8 protein-coding genes are annotated in these 21,514 nt (G+C 47.4%); 2 read left to right on the forward strand and 6 right to left on the reverse strand.

Going from position 1 to position 21,514, the window contains the following annotated elements:
• Positions 1-8: 8 nt before the first annotated feature.
• Positions 9-3,590 (forward strand): WD40 domain-containing protein, encoded by a 3,582-nt coding sequence (locus QUA04_RS09620; RefSeq protein ID WP_333256037.1) that lies wholly within the window; start codon positions 9-11, stop codon positions 3,588-3,590.
• Positions 3,591-3,855: 265 nt separating this feature from the next.
• Here the strand turns inward: QUA04_RS09620 and QUA04_RS09625 are convergent, their stop codons facing one another.
• From QUA04_RS09625 to QUA04_RS09645, 5 genes are all read right to left on the reverse strand, one after another.
• Positions 3,856-7,113 (reverse strand): DUF4347 domain-containing protein, encoded by a 3,258-nt coding sequence (locus QUA04_RS09625; RefSeq protein ID WP_333256039.1) that lies wholly within the window; start codon positions 7,111-7,113, stop codon positions 3,856-3,858.
• A 753-nt stretch (positions 7,114-7,866) separates the two neighbouring features.
• A complete protein-coding gene (locus QUA04_RS09630; protein ID WP_333256041.1) occupies positions 7,867-11,520 on the reverse strand; it encodes a DUF4347 domain-containing protein in 3,654 nt (1,217 codons plus the stop codon).
• Positions 11,521-12,298: 778 nt separating this feature from the next.
• Positions 12,299-12,703 carry a DUF4347 domain-containing protein gene (locus tag QUA04_RS09635; protein ID WP_333256043.1) on the reverse strand — a complete coding sequence of 135 codons (405 nt, stop codon included), beginning with the start codon at positions 12,701-12,703 and terminating at the stop codon, positions 12,299-12,301.
• A gap of 118 nt (positions 12,704-12,821) precedes the next feature.
• Positions 12,822-12,995: a hypothetical protein gene (locus QUA04_RS09640; RefSeq protein WP_333256044.1), complete on the reverse strand. Its 174-nt coding sequence runs from the start codon at positions 12,993-12,995 to the stop codon at positions 12,822-12,824.
• Positions 12,996-13,056: 61 nt separating this feature from the next.
• Positions 13,057-14,544 carry a hypothetical protein gene (locus QUA04_RS09645; RefSeq protein ID WP_333256045.1) on the reverse strand — a complete coding sequence of 496 codons (1,488 nt, stop codon included), beginning with the start codon at positions 14,542-14,544 and terminating at the stop codon, positions 13,057-13,059.
• Between the two features lie 74 nt (positions 14,545-14,618).
• Between QUA04_RS09645 and QUA04_RS09650 the strand changes: the two genes are divergently transcribed.
• Entirely contained in the window at positions 14,619-16,280 is a 1,662-nt protein-coding gene (locus QUA04_RS09650) for a glycosyltransferase family 39 protein (protein ID WP_333256048.1), read from the forward strand.
• A gap of 130 nt (positions 16,281-16,410) precedes the next feature.
• On the opposite strand, the gene QUA04_RS09655 is transcribed toward QUA04_RS09650, so the two are convergent.
• On the reverse strand, positions 16,411-20,904 hold the full coding sequence (locus QUA04_RS09655) for a response regulator (RefSeq protein ID WP_333256050.1): 4,494 nt from the start codon (positions 20,902-20,904) through the stop codon (positions 16,411-16,413).
• Positions 20,905-21,514: the final 610 nt, after the last annotated feature.

The following is a 21,514-nucleotide window of genomic DNA, read 5'->3' on the forward strand; positions in this document are numbered from 1 at the left end:
TATCAATTATGAAAGATTACTCTTACCACATTGGTGGCAGTCTCACAACTGATGCGCCTACCTATGTCGAACGACAAGCAGATATCGAACTTTATCAAGCCTTAAAACGAGGCGAGTTTTGCTACATTCTCAATTCGCGGCAAATGGGCAAATCTTCCCTTCTCGTTCGCACCTTCCATCGATTGCAAGCAGAAGGATTTCAATGCAGCACGATCGACATGACCCGCATCGGTAGCGAAAACATTACTCCCTTACAGTGGTACAAAGGAATCGTTGGGGATTTATGGCGTGGCTTCCATCTTTTAGGGCAACTTAACTTAAAAACCTGGTGGAAAGAACAAGAAGAAGTTTCTCTCCTGCAAAGATTGAGTCAATTTATTGAAGATATTTTATTGGTCAAATTCCCGAATGAGCGAATTTTTATATTTGTCGATGAGATTGATACTATTTTAAGCTTAGATTTTCCCGTCGATGACTTTTTCGCCTTGATTCGTTATTGTTACAACCAACGAGCTATTAATCCAGAATACAATCGGATTACCTTCGCGATTTTCGGAGTAGCTACACCCAGCGATTTAATCGCTGATAAAAATCGGACACCTTTTAATATCGGACAAGCAGTAGATTTGCCCGGTTTTTCCTGGGAAGAAGCCTCTCCTTTAACTCAAGGGTTAGAGAGTGTAGTTAGTAATGCCGACGCAATTATCAAATCAATATTAGCTTGGACTTCTGGGCAACCATTTCTGAGCCAAAAGCTGTGTCAGTTGATAGTAAGAGCGACGCGAGAATCTCACAGTGACGTGCTGATAGTTCCACCGGGAACAGAAGGATTTTTTGTGGAATCAATCGTGCGATCGCACATTATCCAGAACTGGGAATCTCAAGATGAACCAGAGCATTTAAAGACGATCCGCGATCGCATCCTGAGAAATGAGCAACGTGCTGGCAGACTACTAGGCATCTATCAAAAAATCTTACAAGGAGTTGAAGTAGCCACCGATGACTCGCGAGAACAAGTAGAACTATTGCTGTCTGGTTTGGTAGTAAAATACCAGGGTTTTTTACAGGTAAGAAACCAGATTTATCAAGAAGTATTTAACACAAAATGGGTAGAAAAAAATCTCGCTTCCTTGCGTCCATACTCTCAAGCCTTTGATGCTTGGATAACTTCCAAGCAGACCGATAAATCCCGACTATTGCGCGGAGAGGCATTGAAAAATGCTCAAGCTTGGGCCCAGGGTAAAAGTTTGAGTGACTTAGATTATCAGTTTTTAGGCGCTTCTGAAGAATTAGACCGCAGAGAAATGCAGGTAGGATTGGAAGCAGAACGGGCTAAAGAAATTGAAGCTAGACTAACAGAAGAACAAAAAAGATTAGCTGTAGAGAAAAAAAGTTCAAGGCGACAAAGATTTTTGCTCTTTGTAGTAACAATAGCATTAATTATCGCCTGTGCATTGGGGGTAGCGGTGTATTTTCAGTATCGGCAAACGGCTGTCAGCGAAATCAAAGCGATCGCCAAATCTTCCGAAGCCTTATTCGCCTCAAATCAAAAATTAGACTCATTAATACAAGCCATCAGAGGAAAGCGACAACTGCAAAAATTAGGTGGTGTAGACCCAGAACTCGAACGCTCAGTTAAAGAAGCTCTCCATCAAGCTGTTTATCGAGCAGTTGACTATAATCATTTATCGGGGCATGACAATGTGGTTAATGATGTAACTTTCAGCCCTGATGGGGAACTCATAGCCTCAGCTTCTGCCGATAAAACGATCGATCTTTGGGAAAAAAACGGTACAAAACTAGGAATACTTCAAGGGCACAACAATGCAGTTTGGGGAGTCGTATTTAACCCCAGAGGGGATTTAATTGCTTCGGGTTCGGCGGATAAAACAGTTAAAATTTGGCGTAAAAACAGTACAAAATCAACCAAGGTCAAGCCGAATTATACCTTATGGCAGACCTTAAAAGGACATACCGATAACGTTACACAAGTCGCGATCGCTCCTGACGGTAAAACTATTGCTTCGGCTTCTAAAGATAAAACAATTAAACTTTGGAGTACAGACGGTAAACTGCACAGAACTCTCACCGGACATACAGATGAAGTTACCAGCGTTGCCTTTAGCCCGGACAGTCAAACTATTGCATCTGCTTCTAAAGATCAAACTATCAAACTCTGGAATGCAGACGGTAAACTGATCAGAACCCTTACCGGACATACGGATAGAGTTATGAATGTTGCCTATGCGCCAAGCGCCGGCTACGCCAACAGCCCTTCAGAATATCTCATTGCCTCGGCGAGTGCGGATAAAACGGTCAAACTTTGGCACCTTGATGGAACTTTAGTCAAAACCCTAACTGGACACAGCGATGCCGTGACAAAAATCGCTTTTAACCCTCAAGGTGGTTTGCTTGCCTCGGCAAGTCTAGACAGAACAGTCAAACTTTGGCAGCTTGATGGGACTCTGGTAAAAACCTTGCTAGTCGCTAAGGATGTCGTCTCTGGATTGGCTTGGAGTCCTGACGGGCAAATCTTTGCCTCATCGAGTTGGGATGGCCCGATCGCACTCTGGAAGCTTGATGATAGTTTGCTCAAGACTCTTAACGGACATCAAGCATCGATTTACACCATAAAATTTAGTCCTGATGGTAAGACAATTGCCACCGCTAGTCGTGATAATACCGTTAAACTTTGGCGACTTGATGGTAGTTTAATTCGCACTTTCCCCAAACAAGCTGATAAAGTTTTCGGAGTTGATTTTAGCCCAAAGGGAGACACGATTGCTACAGGCGGTTATGACAGCACTGTTCGATTGTGGCGACTAGATGGAACTTTACTCGAAACTTTTACTGGACATCAAGGTAGAGTTTTCGCAGTTGATTTCCATCCAGATGGGCAGTCACTCGCCTCGGCGGGTGAGGACAAAACGGTTAAAGTTTGGAGGATTGACGGCACTCAATTGGCAACTCTCAAAGGACATACCGATTACATTAACGGAGTGGCATTTAGTCCCGATGGAAAGCTCATTGCTTCTGGTAGTGTGGACGGCACTGTCAAACTTTGGCAGTGGGATAATGCGATCGCCTCTGGAAAGACCAGCTACAAGCTTCTACACACTTTAACAAGCCATCGCCGTCAGGTAGCGGGAGTGGCATTTAGCCCTGACGGCAAGACTCTGGCTTCAGCAGGTATGGATAGCATGGTGAGACTTTGGCGGTTGGATGGTACAGAAATTAGAGCCTTAAAGGGGCACAAAAATGGGGTGTTCGGAGTGGCATTTAGCCCTGATGGCAAGACAATCGCTTCAGCAAGTTTTGACGGCACTGTTAAACTTTGGAGGTACGATGGTCAAGAGCTTGAAACCTTAAAAGGACATAGCGATGGGGTGTTCGGAGTTACCTATAGCCCTGATGGAAAGTTCATCGCCTCAGCAAGTCAGGATACCACAGCAATTGTGTGGAATTTAGAGCGAATTTTCCAGCTCGATTTTCTCCAGTATGGATGCGACTGGGTGCGGGATTATCTGCGGACGAATCCCGATGTGAAGGAGGAGGATAGGCATTTGTGCGATCGTATTAAAACGGAATAATATCAAGTCCGCTTTATTAGGAATTATAGATTAATAGGTGTGGCTATAGCATCAGAATATTAGAGGATATTTATCATGCGGGGCTACTTTTTATTGAAATATGCTATAATAATAAATCCGACTTAACTACTCCCTTTATCTCTCATTCTGCAGAGGTGGACTTCGTTTTTGTAGGGACAATCCCCCCGTGGTTGCCCTGGTTTAAACCGCCGAAGGATACGCAGAATAATTGAGGGTATAGCCAAACCGGATTTAATTATAATAACTACAGAGTAATGAAATCGCTAGCGGTAAGAATACCGGGGGTAATATTGTTAAGCTTCGCCAACAATTGATTGGTATCCGTCACAGTAATCAAAGTCTGATTGTTGCTGGAAGTAATACTGAGTTGATTAAAACTCAAACCAGAATTCAACCCAATTAAATCCTCTCCCTTGCGGAAATCATTAATGATGTCGCTACCCACACTTTGATTGAGGAAAAACACATCATTTCCCGAACCTCCCGTCAATGTATCGTCCCCAACATCCCCGGAAAGGAAATCGGAACCGCTGCCACCGCTGAGAATATCATTACCTTTGCCGCCGTACAGGCTATCGTTACCGATGTCGCCGCAGAGCACATCGTTTTCATTGCCACCGAAGAGTAAGTCGTTGCCCTCACCGCCATCGAGACTGTCGTTGTCTTTGCCGCCGTAGAGGGTATCGTTACCGATGTCGCCAAAAATCAGGTCTGCACCTTCATTGCCAAAGGCAATATCGTTGCCGTTTCCAGCATTAATTGTGTCATTTCCTAAGTTGCCTAAAATGTAGTCGTCACCATCTTCGCCCAGCAAGATATCGTCATCTTTACCGCCGAAAATGCTGTCGTTGCCAACGCCGCCGGCAACTGTATCATTGCCGAGATCTCCCCTCAACAAGTCCTCGCCCTCGCCCCCAACAACAGTGTCAGGATCTTTGCCAGCGTAGATGGTATCGTTGCCAGCGCCGCCAGAGATGAAATCGCTGCCTTCATTGCCAAAAATTGAGTCGTTATCTGCGCCGCCGTCAATGTTGTCATTGCCGCCCATGCCGTAGAGAGTATCGTTGCCTACTTGTCCGTTAATTGACTCGTTGATGCTACCGCCCATGATGAAGTCGGTAGTGTCGCCGCCGTTGATAGTTTGTTGGACGGGGTTGGGGGTGATGGTGGCAGGATCTAGTTGCGGGGGGTTGAGGCTATTGAGTAGGCAATCATCTGCCACCGGAGTTGGCGTGGGAGTTGGTGTCGGTTCGGGTGTGGGCGTGGGAGTTGGAGTCGGTGTGGGAGTCGGAGTCGGTTCCGGTGTGGGAGTCGGAGTCGGAGTCGGAGCCGGAGTTGGCGTCGGAGTCGGAGTTGGAGTCGGAGTCGGCGCGGGCGTCGGAGTTGGCGTCGGAGTTGGAGTCGGCGTGACTGTAGGGTTAAATTCATAAGCGCCAATATCAACGATCGCACTTCCGTTATTATCACCATCTTGAGGGCGACTCACACCGCGCTGATCTGTCGCCGGCGCGCCCGCACCAGTACCCGTATCAATTGCCGGACTTCCTGTTAGCAGCGGCAGCACGAAAGCGCCGTTAATATTTTGCAAAGGGCCGAGTAAGGGGTCTGCGATCGTCACATTTGCCGTAACATTACTATCATTAGGATCGCCCGTCGTCAGTTTAGCGGGAAATTGAAGATTGTTTCCCCCATCGATTAGCTCCCGTCCAGTGTGCTGCCTAGTTTTAAAAGAGTTACTTGCCGTATTCCTATCAAAAATCGAATTTTTGACAGTAATTGGCGATTTCACAGGATCGTTAAAAGTAGCAATAGCTCCAGAAAATTCAGCAGTATTCTTAGCAAAACTTGAATTGACGATGTTAGTCGAAAAGGAATCTTTGTTAGCGACAACCATTGCTCCGCCCTGCTTAGCAGCGCTGTTGCCGGAAAATGTACTGTTGACAATGCTGATATTTCCATTCCCTCCTGACCACAAACCGCCCCCATTATCTTCAGCTTGGTTATTAGCAAAAGTGGAGTTTGTTACAGTAATATCCACATTTCCGTGACGAATTGCGCCTCCGGAACCTCCAACTCCGGCTAGATCCTTAACAGCTTTATTGTTAACAAAAGTGCTATTTTCCAAAACTATCTTATCTTGAAGATAGCCAAATAAAAATCCCGCTCCTCCTTCTCTCGCTCCGATATTGCCATCAAAAACACTGTTGCGGATAGCAATAGTTCCGGCAACGGGGCCGGGGGTTGCATTCGGCCCTGAAGCATTAGCGCCATCGACGTAAACTGCCCCGCCAACGCCTTTATCTGTGCGGTTGCCGGTGAATTTAGAGTTTTCGATCGTCATGCTACCCAACAGGTTATTAACAGCACCGCCGTAGCTGCCTTTGTTGTTGGTAAATTCGCTATCTCTGATAGTCAGAACACCGCCGCTTTTAGTGGCGATCGCGCCGCCACCACGTTCGGTATTATCTGCTAGCGAACCGTCATTGCCGCTAAACTTGCTGTTAATTACAGTCGTCGTGCTGCGAAAACCTGTGTAAATGCCGCCACCAAAACCGGCAACATTATTATTGACTTGGCAATTTTCTAAAGTTAAAGTGCTGCTACCTCCTGTTTGAATGCCACCACCGGCGCTAGTTGTCTCATTATTCGGATCGGTTCCAGAAACTTTGCCGTTGGCAACAATCAGGTTTTTTAGAGTAACATTTGTTGCACCTTCTGTGCGGATTACCCGCGAAGTATTGTTGCCGCTGATGGTTAAATTGGCTGCACCAACCGCATCAATTGTCAAGTTTTTGTTGATGACAAGTTGACCGTTCGTTAGAGTAATTGTTTGGCTGGCAAGAGAGGAGGCAAATTCAATGGTATCGCCGGCTGCTGCGGAGGCGATCGCATCTCTCAATGAACCCGATCCGCTATCATTATTGTTGGTAACGGTAATAGTCTTTAAAGTCCCTTGATAATCGGCCATTGCTTCTGGAGTCAAGGCTAGCGGTGCTTCAATATCACCCTTGGCAAACTCCAAATTCCAGTTACCACCGCGGCCAGTGCGATCTGTAGATGCTGCAATATCAGCCCCGGTTAACTCGCCCAGGCGATCGACAAAATCGCTGCCCGAACCAGCAGCAACATTACAACCGTAAAGCACAATATCTGCTTTCTCGCTTAGCGCATTTCGCCACCCTTGCAACTGGCTTTCATATTGTGATAAATTATCCGAAGTCAGCGTTGCAGAACCTAGCTGCAAGCTGCCAGAATTGCCGTGAGAAAAAATGTGAACTTGGTCTACAGTTTCCCCCGCAGCAGAAATTGTTTGCAGTTTCGCAGTAATTTGCTCGACTCCGTTACCATTTTTATCTAAAATGATGATCTCTGCACCGGGAAGCACGCCACCGGCAAGAGTTTGATAGTCATCTAAGTCGGAATCAATAAAGACAATAGATTTAGAACCAGCTTTGCGGAGAACAGATTGTGAATCCATGTTGGTGGCAAAAGTTGAACTCATTTCGCATACCCATGAGAATGTTTACTATTTGCTGGTAGATTAACCTTGAAAGCCGAAGGCTAAAGATGCAGAATGCAGTAGGCTGAATTAAAACCTCGGTGATCCATCGGGGAGATTAAAATTTAGGGGAAAACTTTAATTTTATCCCTAAGTGAAATCTGACACTTGTCTCCCTAATCAGCTTAACTTGTGTGAAAATTGCGATTTTCTTAGCAATTAACAGCAGAGGATGTAATGTAAATAGTCCGGCACGGGGAACCTCTCTATGTAGATTGGCAATGCACACTCTTAGCGAGATAAGTAGTGCATCAAACCATTGGTAAACCTTGGTCATAGCCTATTCAGAAAAAATTTTATGGGGTTCCGAATTCCTGACAATTGCTCTAGCTAGTACCTAATACATTCACATTAGAAAAAACCAGGAAATTTGCCGAAAAATTTGATCAATTTAACTTTTTTGCCTCGCAAAAACTTTCCAAAAATCTGAAATTTAGTGGTTGAGAAAGCTGGCTTTATTCGGGCGCTACTTATGGCTAGCTAGCTCAGGATTGCAATAGACGGATGTGCCTCATTCTAGGTTTGGGCGATCGGCAATAAACAAGATTTATTACCGATCGCTGTTAAAAAGAATCTGATCGAGTGATCCTCTTCGAGGGCTGCGCTAACTTCATCCACCAAATTTCAGGAGTTTGAGAGCCTTCTTCACCACTTCTAAGCGGGCTGGCTGCTTATAGCCCACCCTACCCGAGGCAGTTAGATTGTTACCTGAGTGAAATCGCTAGCGGTAAGAATACCGGGGGTAATATTGTTAAGCTTCGCCAACAATTGATTGGTATCCGTCACAGTAATCAAAGTCTGATTGTTGCTGGAAGTAATACTGAGTTGATTAAAACTCAAACCAGAATTCAACCCAATTAAATCCTCTCCCTTGCGGAAATCATTAATGATGTCGCTACCCACACTTTGATTGAGGAAAAACACATCATTTCCCGAACCTCCCGTCAATGTATCGTCCCCAACATCCCCGGAAAGGAAATCGTCCCCAGCACCACCACTGAGAATATCATTACCTTTGCCTCCGTACAGGCTATCGTTACCGATGTCGCCACAGAGCACATCGTTTTCATTGCCGCCGAAGAGTAAGTCGTTGCCCTCACCGCCATCGAGACTGTCGTTGTCTTTGCCGCCGTAGAGGGTATCGTTACCGATGTCGCCAAAAATCAGGTCTGCACCTTCATTGCCAAAGGCAATATCGTTGCCGTTTCCAGCATTAATTGTGTCATTTCCTAAGTTGCCTAAAATGTAGTCGTCACCATCTTCGCCCAGCAAGATATCGTCATCTTTACCGCCGAAAATGCTGTCGTTGCCAACGCCGCCGGCAACTGTATCATTGCCTAAATCTCCTCTCAACAAGTCGTCGCCCTCACCACCGACAACAGTGTCAGGATCTTTGCCAGCGTAGATGGTATCGTTGCCAGCGCCGCCAGAGATGAAATCGCTGCCTCCATTGCCGAAGATTGAGTCGTTATCTGCACCGCCGTCAATGTTGTCATTGCCACCCATGCCGTAGAGAGTATCGTTGCCGGCTTGTCCGTTAATTGACTCGTTGATGCCACCGCCCATGATGAAATCGCTACCCTCGCCGCCGTTGATAGTTTGTTGGACGGGGTTGGGGGTGATGGTGGCAGGATCTAGTTGCGGGGGGTTGAGGCTATTGAGTAGGCAATCATCTGCCGCCGGAGTTGGCGTGGGTGCGGGAGTTGGTGTCGGCACCTGAGGCGGTGTCGGAGTTGGAGTAGACGCGGGCGTTGGTGTCGGCGCGGGCGTCGGTGTCGGCGCGGGCGTCGGCGCGGGCGTCGGAGTTGGAGTTGGAGTCGGCGCGGGCGTTGGTGTCGGCGCGGGCGTCGGAGTTGGAGTCGGAGTCGGCGCGGGCGTCGGAGTCGGTGTTGGTGGAGTCGGAGTTGGCGCCGGAGTTGGTGTGGGAGTTTCAGTTGGAATTGGCGCCGGAGTTGGTGTGGGAGTTGGGGGTGGCGCGGGCGTTGGAGTTGGCGCGGGCGTCGGAGTTGGCGCGGGCGTCGGTGTGGGAGTTGGAGTTGGCGCGGGCGTCGGAATTGGCGCGGGCGTCGGTGTGGGAGTTGGAGTTGGCGCGGGCGTCGGAGTTGGCGCGGGCGTCGGTGTGGGAGTTGGAGTTGGCGCGGGCGTCGGAGTTGGCGCGGGCGTCGGTGTGGGAGTTGGGGTTGGCGCGGGCGTCGGAGTTGGCGCGGGCGTCGGAGTTGGCACCGGGACGACACTACCTCCCAATTCAAAAGAGCCGCTGTCCACGATCGCACCTGGAATGCTGTCGCCATCCTGAGGGCGAGTCACGCCGCGCTGATCCGTAGCGGGTGCGCCGGTGGCAATCCCTTTATCAATTGCCGGACTTCCTATCAGCAGCGGCCTGACTAAAGCGCCGTTGAGGTTTTGCAAAGGGCCAAGTAAGGGGTCTGCGATCGTCACACTTGCCGTCGCATTGAAATCGCTTCCGTCATTGGGGTTTTTGGCCGGCCACTGAAAATTCCCTCCTTGATCGCTATATTGGGCGGTGACGTGTTGCTGAATGCCCCAAGGGTTTCCTCCGTTAGCCGCTGTATTGTTGGAAAGAATCGTGTTTTTGAGGGTGACATTATTGGCATCGGCGAAGATACCTCCACCAACCCAGCCGGCAGAATTATCGGCGATCGTCGTGTTGAGAATGGTTGTGGGTGCACCAAGAGTCATTGCACCGCCGAGTTTGTTGTAATCACCAGCAGCAAACGCCGTGGAGTTGCCAGAAAACGTACTGTTAGTAATCGTAGTAGGGGCATTTCGCATCCACAGGCCGCCACCTTGATTGCCGGCTTTGTTGCCCGCAAAGGTGGTGTTGGTAATGGTCAATCCCTGGTTGGTGCTGTCGCTCAAAATCGTTACCCCACCACCGTTTCCAGCATTTCCACCGTTGGGTAGCGCCAGAATTTCGTTATTTTGGAAGGTGCTCTTTTCCAAAATAACCTTGTCTTGGCTGCCGGTGAACAGATAAGCTGCTCCGCCTTCACCTCGACCTTTATTGTCTTGAAATACGCTATTGGTAATCTTAATTGTGCCGGAAGCTTCGCTCGGATTGCTGGCTCTGTCTGTGTAAACTGCGCCGCCAAAACCCCTTAAAAACGGATTATCTTGGCCTGTTGCGTAAACGGCTGCGGTGGTGTCGTTGCCGATGAATCGCGAGTTGTCAATGGTTAACTTACCTTGAAGGCTGTTAATCGCCCCGCCGTTAATTCCTTTGTTGTTGGTGAAGTCGCTGTTGGTGACTGTAAAAGTTTTGAAACTCAAAAAGCCGATCGCACCTGCACCACGTTCATCGTTAGCTGCGGTGGCTACGTTGCCGTTGAATTTACTGTTGGTAACAGTCAGAGTATTGTTGAAATTACCGAAAATTGCGCCACCACCTTTATCGGCGACGTTGTTGTTGAACTGAACATTGTCTACTGTGAGGTTTACTTCGTCGGTTGTGCCGATCGCGCCACCTCTATCGGTAGTTTTGCCGTTAGTAATAATGAGGTTTTTGACCACAAAATTAGTAGCAGTCGCAACGTTGGCATTGACAAAAAAGGCGCGGGATGCGTTGTTGCCACTGATGGTTAAACCTGGTGCGGCGGCGCCGTCAATGGTGATGTTTTTGCCAACTGGAATATCGAGTTGACCGCTGGTGAGAGTAATGGTTTGGCTGGCTAAACCTGGAGCGAAGGTAATTGTATCACCGGCAACAGCGGTGGCGATCGCAGCCCTTAATGAACCGGGCCCGCTATCGCTATTGTTGGCTACTACGATCGTAGCTAAATTACCTTGGTAACTTGCCATAGCCTCTGGCTGCAAGGCTAAGGGAGATTCAATTGGGCCCTTAGCAAATTCTAAATTCCAGTCGCCGCCACGGCCAGTTGTGTTGGTGGATGCCGCAACGTCAGCCCCGGTTAATTGACTGAATCGATCGACGAAATTAGCACCTGTACCGCCTGCTACATCGCAGCCGTACAGCATGATGTCTGCTTGTGGGGCTAGTGAAGTTTGCCACTTTTCCAACTGGCTTTTGTATTGCTCTATGTTATCTGAACCCAGAGCGGTATTGCCTAATTGTAGGCTGCCAGAACTGCCGTGAGAAATAATGTGAACCGAGTCTATTGCCCCGTTAGTAGAGGCATATTTTTCAATTTCAGAGGTGATTTGTTCGATGCCGTTTTTGGTGCGATCGAGTATTACTACCTGCTGTCCCGGCAGCACTGCCGCTGTAAGTGACTCGTAATCTTCCACGCCGGAGTCAATGAAGACTAACGAGCGCAGGGGCAGTTTTTCAAAAGAAGATTGTGAGTTAACTTGAGCGAATGTAGAACTCATATTGGAGACTCCATTAAGGGCATTATTAGTAGATACACCCCGAAGTTATCTCATCAGGCTTATTTCATTAAATCTTAACACCTAATTGAGACATGGTGCACTTTTTTAAATATTTTTATTGATTTATTTTGAGCCACATTTACCTGTTCCATATTGACCACAAGGGAAATTTTTGCCTCTACCAATGGGAATATATTACAACTTTTATCGCGCCTATTCAAATAAATTAATCTAGGTTGTACAATCAAAATTTTTCGACCTTATTGGGCTAGGAGTAGCCTGATTTCAGGTAGTCGGAAATGGTGGAGGTAATTTCCCCCAGAATAACTCCTCTTAATTATATTTAGTAGTTTTTCTGTGAGTGTGAGATTTTACGTATAGGCACAATGCACTAGAGTTTCCCTAGCTGTATTTCATCCAAGGGAAAACTGCATTATGTAGATTTTGAATAATTCTATATGCTTTGAATTTGGTAGTTTGCGATACACCCAAATACTGATTACCAGGAGGTTTGGTCGCATTTACTAACAGTCAAAACAATCTAATATTAAGTGGAACGCATCGCTAGAAATCAATTTGCTTATGGGGTGCTACCGACACTGTGAGGACGGCCCACCTCACTACAAACGTGATTCAAATTATTCAGCGGGAGTTGATCTGATTGCAGATTGAGTCAGATCGAAATCCTTGATTGCGATCGCGCCTGCGTCACTAATTACAATTGCATTCGATCCAGTCGCCCTCGGTACGTTCCACACTCTCCATGAAATCACTCTCCTTAATTAGCAAACTGTCGATCGCGCCCACCGCCGTTGCTGAGTGTATCACTATATCGATCGGCATAACACGAACCAAGTCTCCTGTTTTGAGTCAGGGAACTGTGCGATTTTGGCAATTGACTTTTGTATGGTTCTAGGTAATCTGAACTGAGGATAACAAAGCCTAATTGCAGTTGACCCGATCGGCCGTCAGAAGTCGAGCCAACTTTGTCAATCTCTCTAAGGATAGAGGCAGATTTTTGAAGTACCGAGGTAATTTTCTCGATGCAGTCAGATGCCCCAATCAAAATTCTGGAAACAAAATATCCACCTTCATTGATGCTGGAGTCCTTGAATACAAAGCTTTTGGATGGGGGATTTGCGTATTCCGAGGCGCGAGTCGTTTCCCTTAAAGAAGTCAACATATTCCGTCCTCCAAAAGTGTGTTTAGCGGTAGATACAGCCTTGGAGTCAGAGCTTCTGAAACTGCCAGCGACCTTATTTGTTTCGCCCATTCTTCTGTAACCTATCTATTAGTTTGCCCTATTTCTGCAGCACTGCCATCCGCGATCGCACGGAATTTATATTCTGCGTATTTTCCCTTACTTCCGGCAAACGCGAAATTACCGATCGATCCGATATCCTATCCGTGATACCACTTTCAAAAAAGACTCCAACTGTCAGCCCATGCTTCAAACCTTGATAGTCTTCAGTCATTTCCCCATCTAAAATCTAAAAGGGTATGACAGTTAGTTAATTGGCCTCGCAACTGCACCATTCAAGATTCTGTGGAAGATGGCGGTTTTTTCCCTGCATTGCGAATATTAATAATCTTGTTGAGCGCCTCAAACCAAAAAGCAGCCCCCATAGAAATAGCTAGGCCGCTCAATATCCAACCAAACAATTTCGCAATCAAAGCCGACCACAATAAATTCCCCTGCCTATCTCGTTCTAACCTGTTCTGTTCGCTCCATCCAAAAGGCAGAGCTACCTGATCCAAAGCTCGATCGACATCCTGTTGAACTTTTGTCAGACTGGTTAAATTATTTGATTTAGTCTTAGCATTGTTTGCCACCAACTGCTCAGCGTACAAATTAACAGTCGATCGCAACATCGAATCCTTCGACAACCGATTAATAATATTAATGGTATCAGCATTAGCAGCGACCGCGATCGCAGTTCCGAGCAAAATCGCTACCCCTCTGGCATTCCGCTTGTAAACACCAGAAGCACGCTCCATCGATTGGTCAAACCAAATTTCAATTTCTTTCTGAAACCGCTGCAACTGCTCTTGAGTATCTCCGCCGCCTTTTTCAGCGCGCTGCGCTAAAATATAAAGGCTGCGTTTCAAAGATTCTGGCATACTGTCCAAGGTTTCTTGAATTTGTTGATAAATTGGAGTCTCCTCTTTGAGATCTATAATTTCTGCTACCGTATCTTGACTTTTTTTAACCGTATTTAACAGATTGCTGAAACTCGGTTGCAGTTGCCCCAGTAGCGCCACCCGCTCAGTTTTGCTGTCAAAACGAGCCTTGACAAATGCCATCTGCCTCTGAAATTCTCTCCCTGCTAGCTCGGTTTCTGGTAGATAAACCTGAGAATCCTTAATATAAAATCCTAGCTTTTCCGACATTCGATCTAAGCTGTTGTTCAAACTTGCTAAATTGTTGTGATAATCTTCAACAACTCGATTTAATTCCGCAGTCAGCCACCTAAATTCTTGCTTAATAATCGGTTTAGTAGCATCCGGCAAACTCAGATTTTCTCCAATCTGTTGAATTTGTGCTAATTGTAAATCTTTAAATCTTTCCAATCGGGTTTTAGAGATAGAGCTGAGCAAACTAGAAACCTTTAAAGTCTCCAAAAGGCTAGCCGAAAAACACTCGGCTGGAATATAAGAAGGCCCACTGGATTTATTGCCGAAAACATTTTTAGTACCCGTAACTCCGTGGTAAAAATGTCCCATGCGGTGCGTAACAGAACGGAATCCCTCTGATAAAAGCCCTTTCGCGCCCTGATTCAAATCTTTGATAATCGGATTGGCGTAAATCGAATGAGCCAACTGTCCGACTCGCTTAAATTGCAGGGGATCTTTCGCGCCTTCGCTGCCGCCCGAAATCAGCACTTCGATCGACTTCTTTAAATGTTCCGCCCGCCACTGCAAAACAGTAGCAATCAGTTCCTGAATTTCCGAAGCTAGCAAGCTTAACGTCAGGTAGATAAAGACTAAGCCAATGATAATATCTATAATTACAGGCAAGTTCATGGTATTTTCCTAGTCGCAAATAACTGCTTTCTAAGTTTACCTTCAGTTTGGGACGCTCAAAACTCTCTTAAGTTATGTCAGAAATCTTTCCATTCCTAAGCCGCAAACCGAAAAATCGCTGGAATGACAGCTTTACAGACAAAGTGTGGATGCTGGCTTTTCTGTTGGCTGCAGTGCTGATTTTCGGGCTGAATCTGGGCGGCGTGGCTTTGCGGGATTGGGATGAAGGCATTGCAGCGCAGGTAAGTCGCGAAATTTGGCGTGGCAACTTAAATTGGCTGTATCCGACGATCGACTCAATGCCTTATTTCAACAAACCGCCGCTGGTACACTGGCTAATCGGGCTGTGTTTTGCAGCAGGCGGTGTCAGCGAATTGACGGCGAGGTTGGTACCGGCGATGCTGACAGCCACGTCAGTGCCGTTGCTTTACGCCATTGGCAGGGAGTTGTTTCCTCCGCGTTTGATCGCCATTTTTTCTGCCCTCGTTTATCTGACGTTGTTACCGGTGGTGCGGCATGGACGTTTGGCGATGTTGGATGGGGCGGTTTTGTGTTTTTTGCTGGCGGCGATGTGGTGTTTGCTGCGATCGCGCCGGGATTTGCGCTACGCTTTGGGCGCGGGGATTGGGTTCGGACTCATTTGCCTGACTAAGGGCGTGATGTTGGGGCTGCTGTTGGCTGCTGTTGGCTGTATTTTTTTGGTTTGGGATACCCCGCGACTCCTCTCTTCTGGGTATCTTTGGGGCGGATTGGCGATCGGAACATTGCCAGTGGCTGCTTGGTATTTTGCCCAATGGCTGCACTATGGCCAATATTTCATCCACGCTAATTTAGTTAACGAATCTTTCCGGCGCATTTCGGAACCTGTGAGCAGTCACAGAGGCCCGCCTTGGTATTATCTTTTAGAAATTTTTAAATTAGCTTGGCCGTGGCAGTTATTTTGGCTACAAGGGCTGCGTCTGAGTTGGGAAAATCGCAGTTTTCCTGGGTCTAAATTAGTATTGGTTTGGACTGGAGTATATCTGCTGGCTATTTCTGTGATGACTACTAAATTGCCGTGGTATGTTTTGCCAATTTATCCAGCTTTTGCTCTTGCTGTTGGCAGTTATATCGCTGAAGTTTGGGAGCAACTGTGGCTGCCGCCAGAGCCGCTCACAGAGGAAGCAGAAGAACGTTTTGATGCTATTTCTTTGTTGCCTCATCCCGCGATTTTCGCAATACTGGCTGTAGTTGGTGTTGTCGGCTGCATTTACTTCAGTGGCTTAGTGCAAATTGGAAAATATATTGTGCCTCCCCAGCGAGATTTGCAGTTAATGCTGATGTTTCTAGCTTTGACAATGACAATGGCGGCCGTTTTGCTGCACCGCAAAGACCGGCAGTTTATATTAGTTTTAATTTGGGGAACTTACCTGACGCTGTTGGTATTGGTGGCTTCAGATAACTGGGTTTGGGAACTGGCAGAGGATTATCCTGTTAAGCCGATCGCCGAAATTGTCCGCACAGGAACTCCGGCCGGTCAACAGGTGTTTACTTCTCACCGCTTGGGCCGTCCATCGCTGAATTTTTATAGTCAACGCCAAGTTATTGTCGCGGACGCGCCGACGCTCAAACAGAAATGGCAAACTCTTCCTCAACCTTATTTTTTGTTAGAAAAACCTGTTTTAAAACATTTAGGTTTGCAGAATGCTGAGATTGTCAAAACAGCGGACGATTGGGTTTTGGTAACTAAAAAGTAAGTTAATAGTTAACAGTCCCCTCCTTGGGGTGAGAGAGATAACTTTCGATTGTCTACTGTTGCTTCAGATGGGCAGCCTTACCCGAAGCGGACTTGAATTTATGAGAAATCAATCGGACAGGATCTAACCGCTAACAATCCACAGACTGCATTTCTATTTTTAACGCCACTTCAACTCTTTGATACTCCGCCTCAACCTGTTCTAAAAGCGCGCAGGCCGGATCAGGTAAAGGCTGGTTAGCATTCGTTCCCATGCGGCCCATGATTTCGAGTTCCTCGCACAGCTCAAACAAGCGAAAAGCACCGAGAGTACCGCTAATCGACTTTAAAGAATGAGCCGATCGCCGCAAAGCCAGCGGATCGGCGTTGCTCAGAGCCATAGAGATGCCTCGCAGCAGTTCGGGAGCTGTTTCGAGGTAAATCTCGATCACCTCGTCCAAAGCTTCCACTTCTCGCAGTCCCTCTATAATGTTGGCACTCAGGGAATCGTGCCTCTCTGACAAAGCCCGATCGAGATTTGATGCACCACAATCGACCACTGCCGGCGAATTGGAAATTGTCAGTTGTGGATTTCCCCCAACAGCCACATTTGATGGCACTTGTAATTCACTCGTTTCTTCGATCTGTTCCGCCGGGGTATCCAAACAAACAATAGGCTGCAGACGATCGAATGCAGAGTTCGATCGAGATTTACACGCGATCAAAGCTCGCACCAACTGGTCAATTGCGATCGGCTTGCTCAAATAGTCGTCCATCCCCGCAGCCATACACTCTTCGCGATCACCCTGCATCGCATTTGCTGTCATCGCCACAATCCAAGGCCTCGTCGATTTTCGATTTTCGATTTTCGATTTTCGATTGTTAGATTCCTCGTCAGTCGATTTTCGATTTTCGATTCGGGATTTTCCATTATTAGATTGCTCATCTGTTGCGGAAACTTCTGATTCTCCCGTGGGATTTTCTAAAGTTAAATCTGCTGAAAATTGCTCCCGGATGCGGCGGGTAGTTTCCAGTCCGTCCATTTCCGGCATTTGCACATCCATCAGCACCACATCGTAAGGCTGGCGGCGCAAAGCTTCGAGCACTTCGATACCGTTTCCCGCGACATCCGCGCGATACCCCATCCGCTGTAAAATTTGCAAAGCCACCTTCTGATTCACCAAATGATCGTCAGCCAACAGAATCCGCAGGGGTAAGTTCTCAGCCAGCATGGGTATGCTTTGCAAGAAAGCCCCGCTGGTGCGCTGCCCTCTAAATTCCGTTGTCTGTTCTCCAAAAATATTGATTAAAACATTGTAAAGCTGAGATTGTTTGATGGGTTTATTCAAAAAAGCCGCAAAATCCATCTCCCTAGCAGGGGGGTTAATTTCTTGCCTGCCGATCGAAGTTAGCATCACTAACGGCAACTTTTCGCAATCAGGATACCGGCGAATTTGCGCTGCTAAAGCCAACCCGTCCATTTCCGGCATTTGCATATCCAAAACTGCCAAGTCAAACATCTCATTAGCAGCCAGCCAATCTAAAGCCAAACGAGCCGAATCTGAAGCCCTAGCCACCATTCCCCAAGACTGAGCTTGGAGAGTCAAAATTCTGCGGTTGGTAGCATTGTCATCAACAATTAAGACTCGCTTGCCAGCTAATTCAGGTTGAGAATTGCTCAAGTTAACTGGTAAGGAATTCTTGCAGCCAGAAACGATCGTGCTGAAATAAAAAGTAGAGCCAACTGATTTCGTATTTTGGCCGCTCGGCTTGTTGTTCAGTACAGATTTGCCATAGCCATATTTTTCGGCAATTTCGCAAGATTCTGCCCATCCCAAATCAAAAACTGCCGATGATCTAAAATCGGCAGGAGGATTGCCCGCCACACTACCCATACTTTCCACCCACATCCGGCCGCCCATCATTTCGGCCAAACGTTTACTAATTGCCAAACCCAATCCGGTACCGCCGTACTGCCGGCTCGTTGAAGAATCAACCTGGCTGAAAGATTTAAATAGCCGATCCATGCGAGCGCTCGGAATGCCGATACCGGTATCTTTGACCGCAAAATGTATTTCGTATGCTGGGTTAATTGCTATCGGTTCGCCCGCAATTAATGACGGTTCTTTTGCGTTAGCCGTTGACACTGAAATCTTTTTGGCAGTCACGGCAACCACCACTTCTCCAGCGTCGGTAAATTTAACAGCATTACTGAGCAAGTTGATTAAAATTTGCCTCAAGCGGGTGCTATCGCCGATCGCCGTTGTTGGTACTGTACGATCGATCAAGTAACCCACTTCCAGTTTTTTTTGTGCCGCCTTGGCAGCTACCAAGTCTAGAGATTCCTCAATGCAAGTGCGGATGTCAAACGGATGTTCCTCCAAGTCCAATTTGCCCGACTCTATTTTCGAGAAATCTAGAATATCGTTGATCAGCGTCAGCAAGGCATCGCCGCTGCTGCGGATAGTTTCTACAAAATCGCGCTGTTCGCGAGTTAAGGGGGTATCCAGCAGCAAACCGGTCATGCCGATGACTCCATTCATCGGAGTGCGAATTTCGTGGCTCATGGTGGCTAAAAATTCGCTTTTGGCTCTAGTCGCCGCCAGTGCTTGATCGCGAGCTTTTGCCAAATCTACGTCTGTTTGCTGACGTTCGAGTTCGCTTCCCACCCACTGAGCCATCAGTTTCACCAACTCTCTGTCTACAACTCGGAACGGTTCTGTTACAGGAGTCGGAGAAAAGAAGCACAGAGTGCCGTAAACTTCACCTCCCACCGTGACGGGAATGCCCATGTAAGCTTCGATGGGGAAGGCTCGATCGTCGCTGTTGAAGGAAAAACCAGAAAATCGCACCGACTCAAAGTAAATCGGTTCTTTTGCCATTGACGTAGCGACGCAGAAAGTTTTTTCCAGATCATAGATTTGGTCTTTGACGATCGACCCGTCGGGACACTCCACAGCCATTATTTGATAGTTGTCGCCTTGAATGCAGGACAAAATTCCCACGGACAGGCCTAAATGCCGACATCCCATTGCCAGCAGTTCTTGGAGGCGCAAATCAAAGGTAGAGAGGTGGTTGAGCGGGTCTGTACGGGGAGCCGAAGTCACTTGGTACAAAGCTTTGATTGCAGCTTCGCTTTCTCGCAGTTCTTGTTCTGTTTGCTTCCGCACGCTGATGTCGCGGGAAATGCCGATAATTTCTTGGACTTCGCCGGTTTGGGGATCACTGATCGTGCGGCCGGTGGTTTCAAACCAAATGTATTTGCCGTCTTTGCGGCGGATGCGGTAGCTGACGGTGTAAGTAACTGGGAGCGCCAGGACTTTCCAGTGAGCTTTGGCAATGGTTTCTAAATCGTCGGGGTGAAAATAATCCTTGGGGACGCGGCCGATGAGTTCCGAAGGTTCGTATCCCAGCAAAGCGCGGCTGGCGGGGGAGACGTAAATAAACACGCCTTTGGGGTCGTGTCTGGTGATCATGTCGGTTGAGTTTTCGGCCATCAACCGATAGCGGTCTTCGCTTTCATTACGTTCGACTTGAGAATTGCCCAATGCTTCTAGCATTCGGTTGATGCCGTCGGCCAAGCTTGCGAGTTCATCTGCTCCGGCCATATCAACTCTCAAGCTTGGGTCGCCGTTGGCTGCGATGTTGCTGACGCTGGTGCTCAAGGAAGCCAATCTCGCCAAGACTAATTTTTCTAGCAACAGCAGGGTGATGGCGCTAAATATTAAACCTACTGCGAGTATTGATAAGGTAAACAGCTCCAAGGTAGCCTGACCTTGGCCGTAGATGATGCGCTGTGTCTCCACTCGCAGCAGCAGCGCTAGGTTGCCGTGGATGTCGCGAATCAGGGCGTATCCTGCGACTAAGGTGTCGCTGAGTGGCTCGACTAAAATTTCTGCTGATTTGAGGTTGGAAATTTTGAGTTTGACATTTTCCAACTCCTGCGTCGATCGAGCCATCGCCTTGGCGCTGTGCCCGGAGTAGTTCGCGGCTCCCACTTTAAAATCTAAACTCGGCAATCTAAAATCCACGGACAGGTGAGTGAGTTCTGAAAGCAAACCGATTTCGCTGCTGTCGAGGTAGCGTCCCAAGATCAGCGTCCCCCGCGACGGGCCTTGGGCGTTGCTGTTGAAGATGGGCTTGGCGGCAATCAGCAGTCTGGCTTCTGGCAGGGTGAGGACGCCTGTTTTGGCGACGGGGCGATCGCCATCGACTGTCGATGAGTCTAGTAGCGCTTCGGTCAAGTGCTGTTTTAAGCTTTCGGGAATCGGGATTTCGGTGTGGGATTTAAGGTCGAAACCTTTGCTGAAGATCGTCTTCCCGTTGGAGTCCAGCAGCACCAATAAGTTTAGTCTTAAGTAAATAAATGTCGAATCGACGAAATTTGACTTGACAAAATTTTCGTTCCGTGTTTCGACGAAAGAGTAAGTATCGTCCCACTCGGCGTAATCTTGGGCGCTGGTGTCTAAATTCGACAAGTCATCATCTAATGCGTCCAAAGCCCGTGCGACATCCTGGCGGACGTACTGTGCCTCCAGGTTGTGAAAATCATGCAGCAAAATAGTTGATGCAGTGGCATATAGAACCACAATCAGGCTGATCAGCGCTGCACCGATGATTAATAGTGTTTTTTTTCGGAGTTGCATGGCGTCGCCCTCCTCACGGTGCTACTAGGCAACTAGCCAGGAGAGGTTTGAGACTTAGGTTGTTTAGCATTGGCGATCGCAGGGCCTGCGTATTTGGACTGTTCTGGGGTGACTTGGCAAAGCCCTTGGTATTTCCAAGGTATCCGGTATGTTGCCCCCCACAGTCAGTGTAGTATTTTCACAGCTTTAGTTCCCTATTATGCACAACCTATGACCTACAAGTTATAACCTGACGCTCGGCATCTTCAAAAGAAACGGGCGATCGAACTCAAAACAGTTCGCGTTTGATACTGACGCAGCCAGGGCGGCGGGCGGTTGGTATAACAGGCGTGCTGGGTTGAGAAGCCTCACTATTATTGTACCTAAAAAATATTGAGGGGAGAGCGGACTGGCGCGCCGGGTTTTGTCTACCAAAAGGTTCTCATTCCCATAGCTGTTTTTTTTATTTTTGTCCTTCTATAGCAATCCTGGCAGGAGTAGTGGAATAAGCCTAAAAGCCTATCCAGCCTGGAAGCCTGAACCGCGTTCAAAAATTGTCATAGCAGAGGCAATGAATATCCGGCGACTTTTTATTTATTACATCTGCAAATAAAATATAAAACAATCAAAA

The sequence above is a fragment of the Microcoleus sp. S13_C5 genome, from assembly GCF_036700845.1.
Lineage (GTDB): Bacteria > Cyanobacteriota > Cyanobacteriia > Cyanobacteriales > Microcoleaceae > Microcoleus.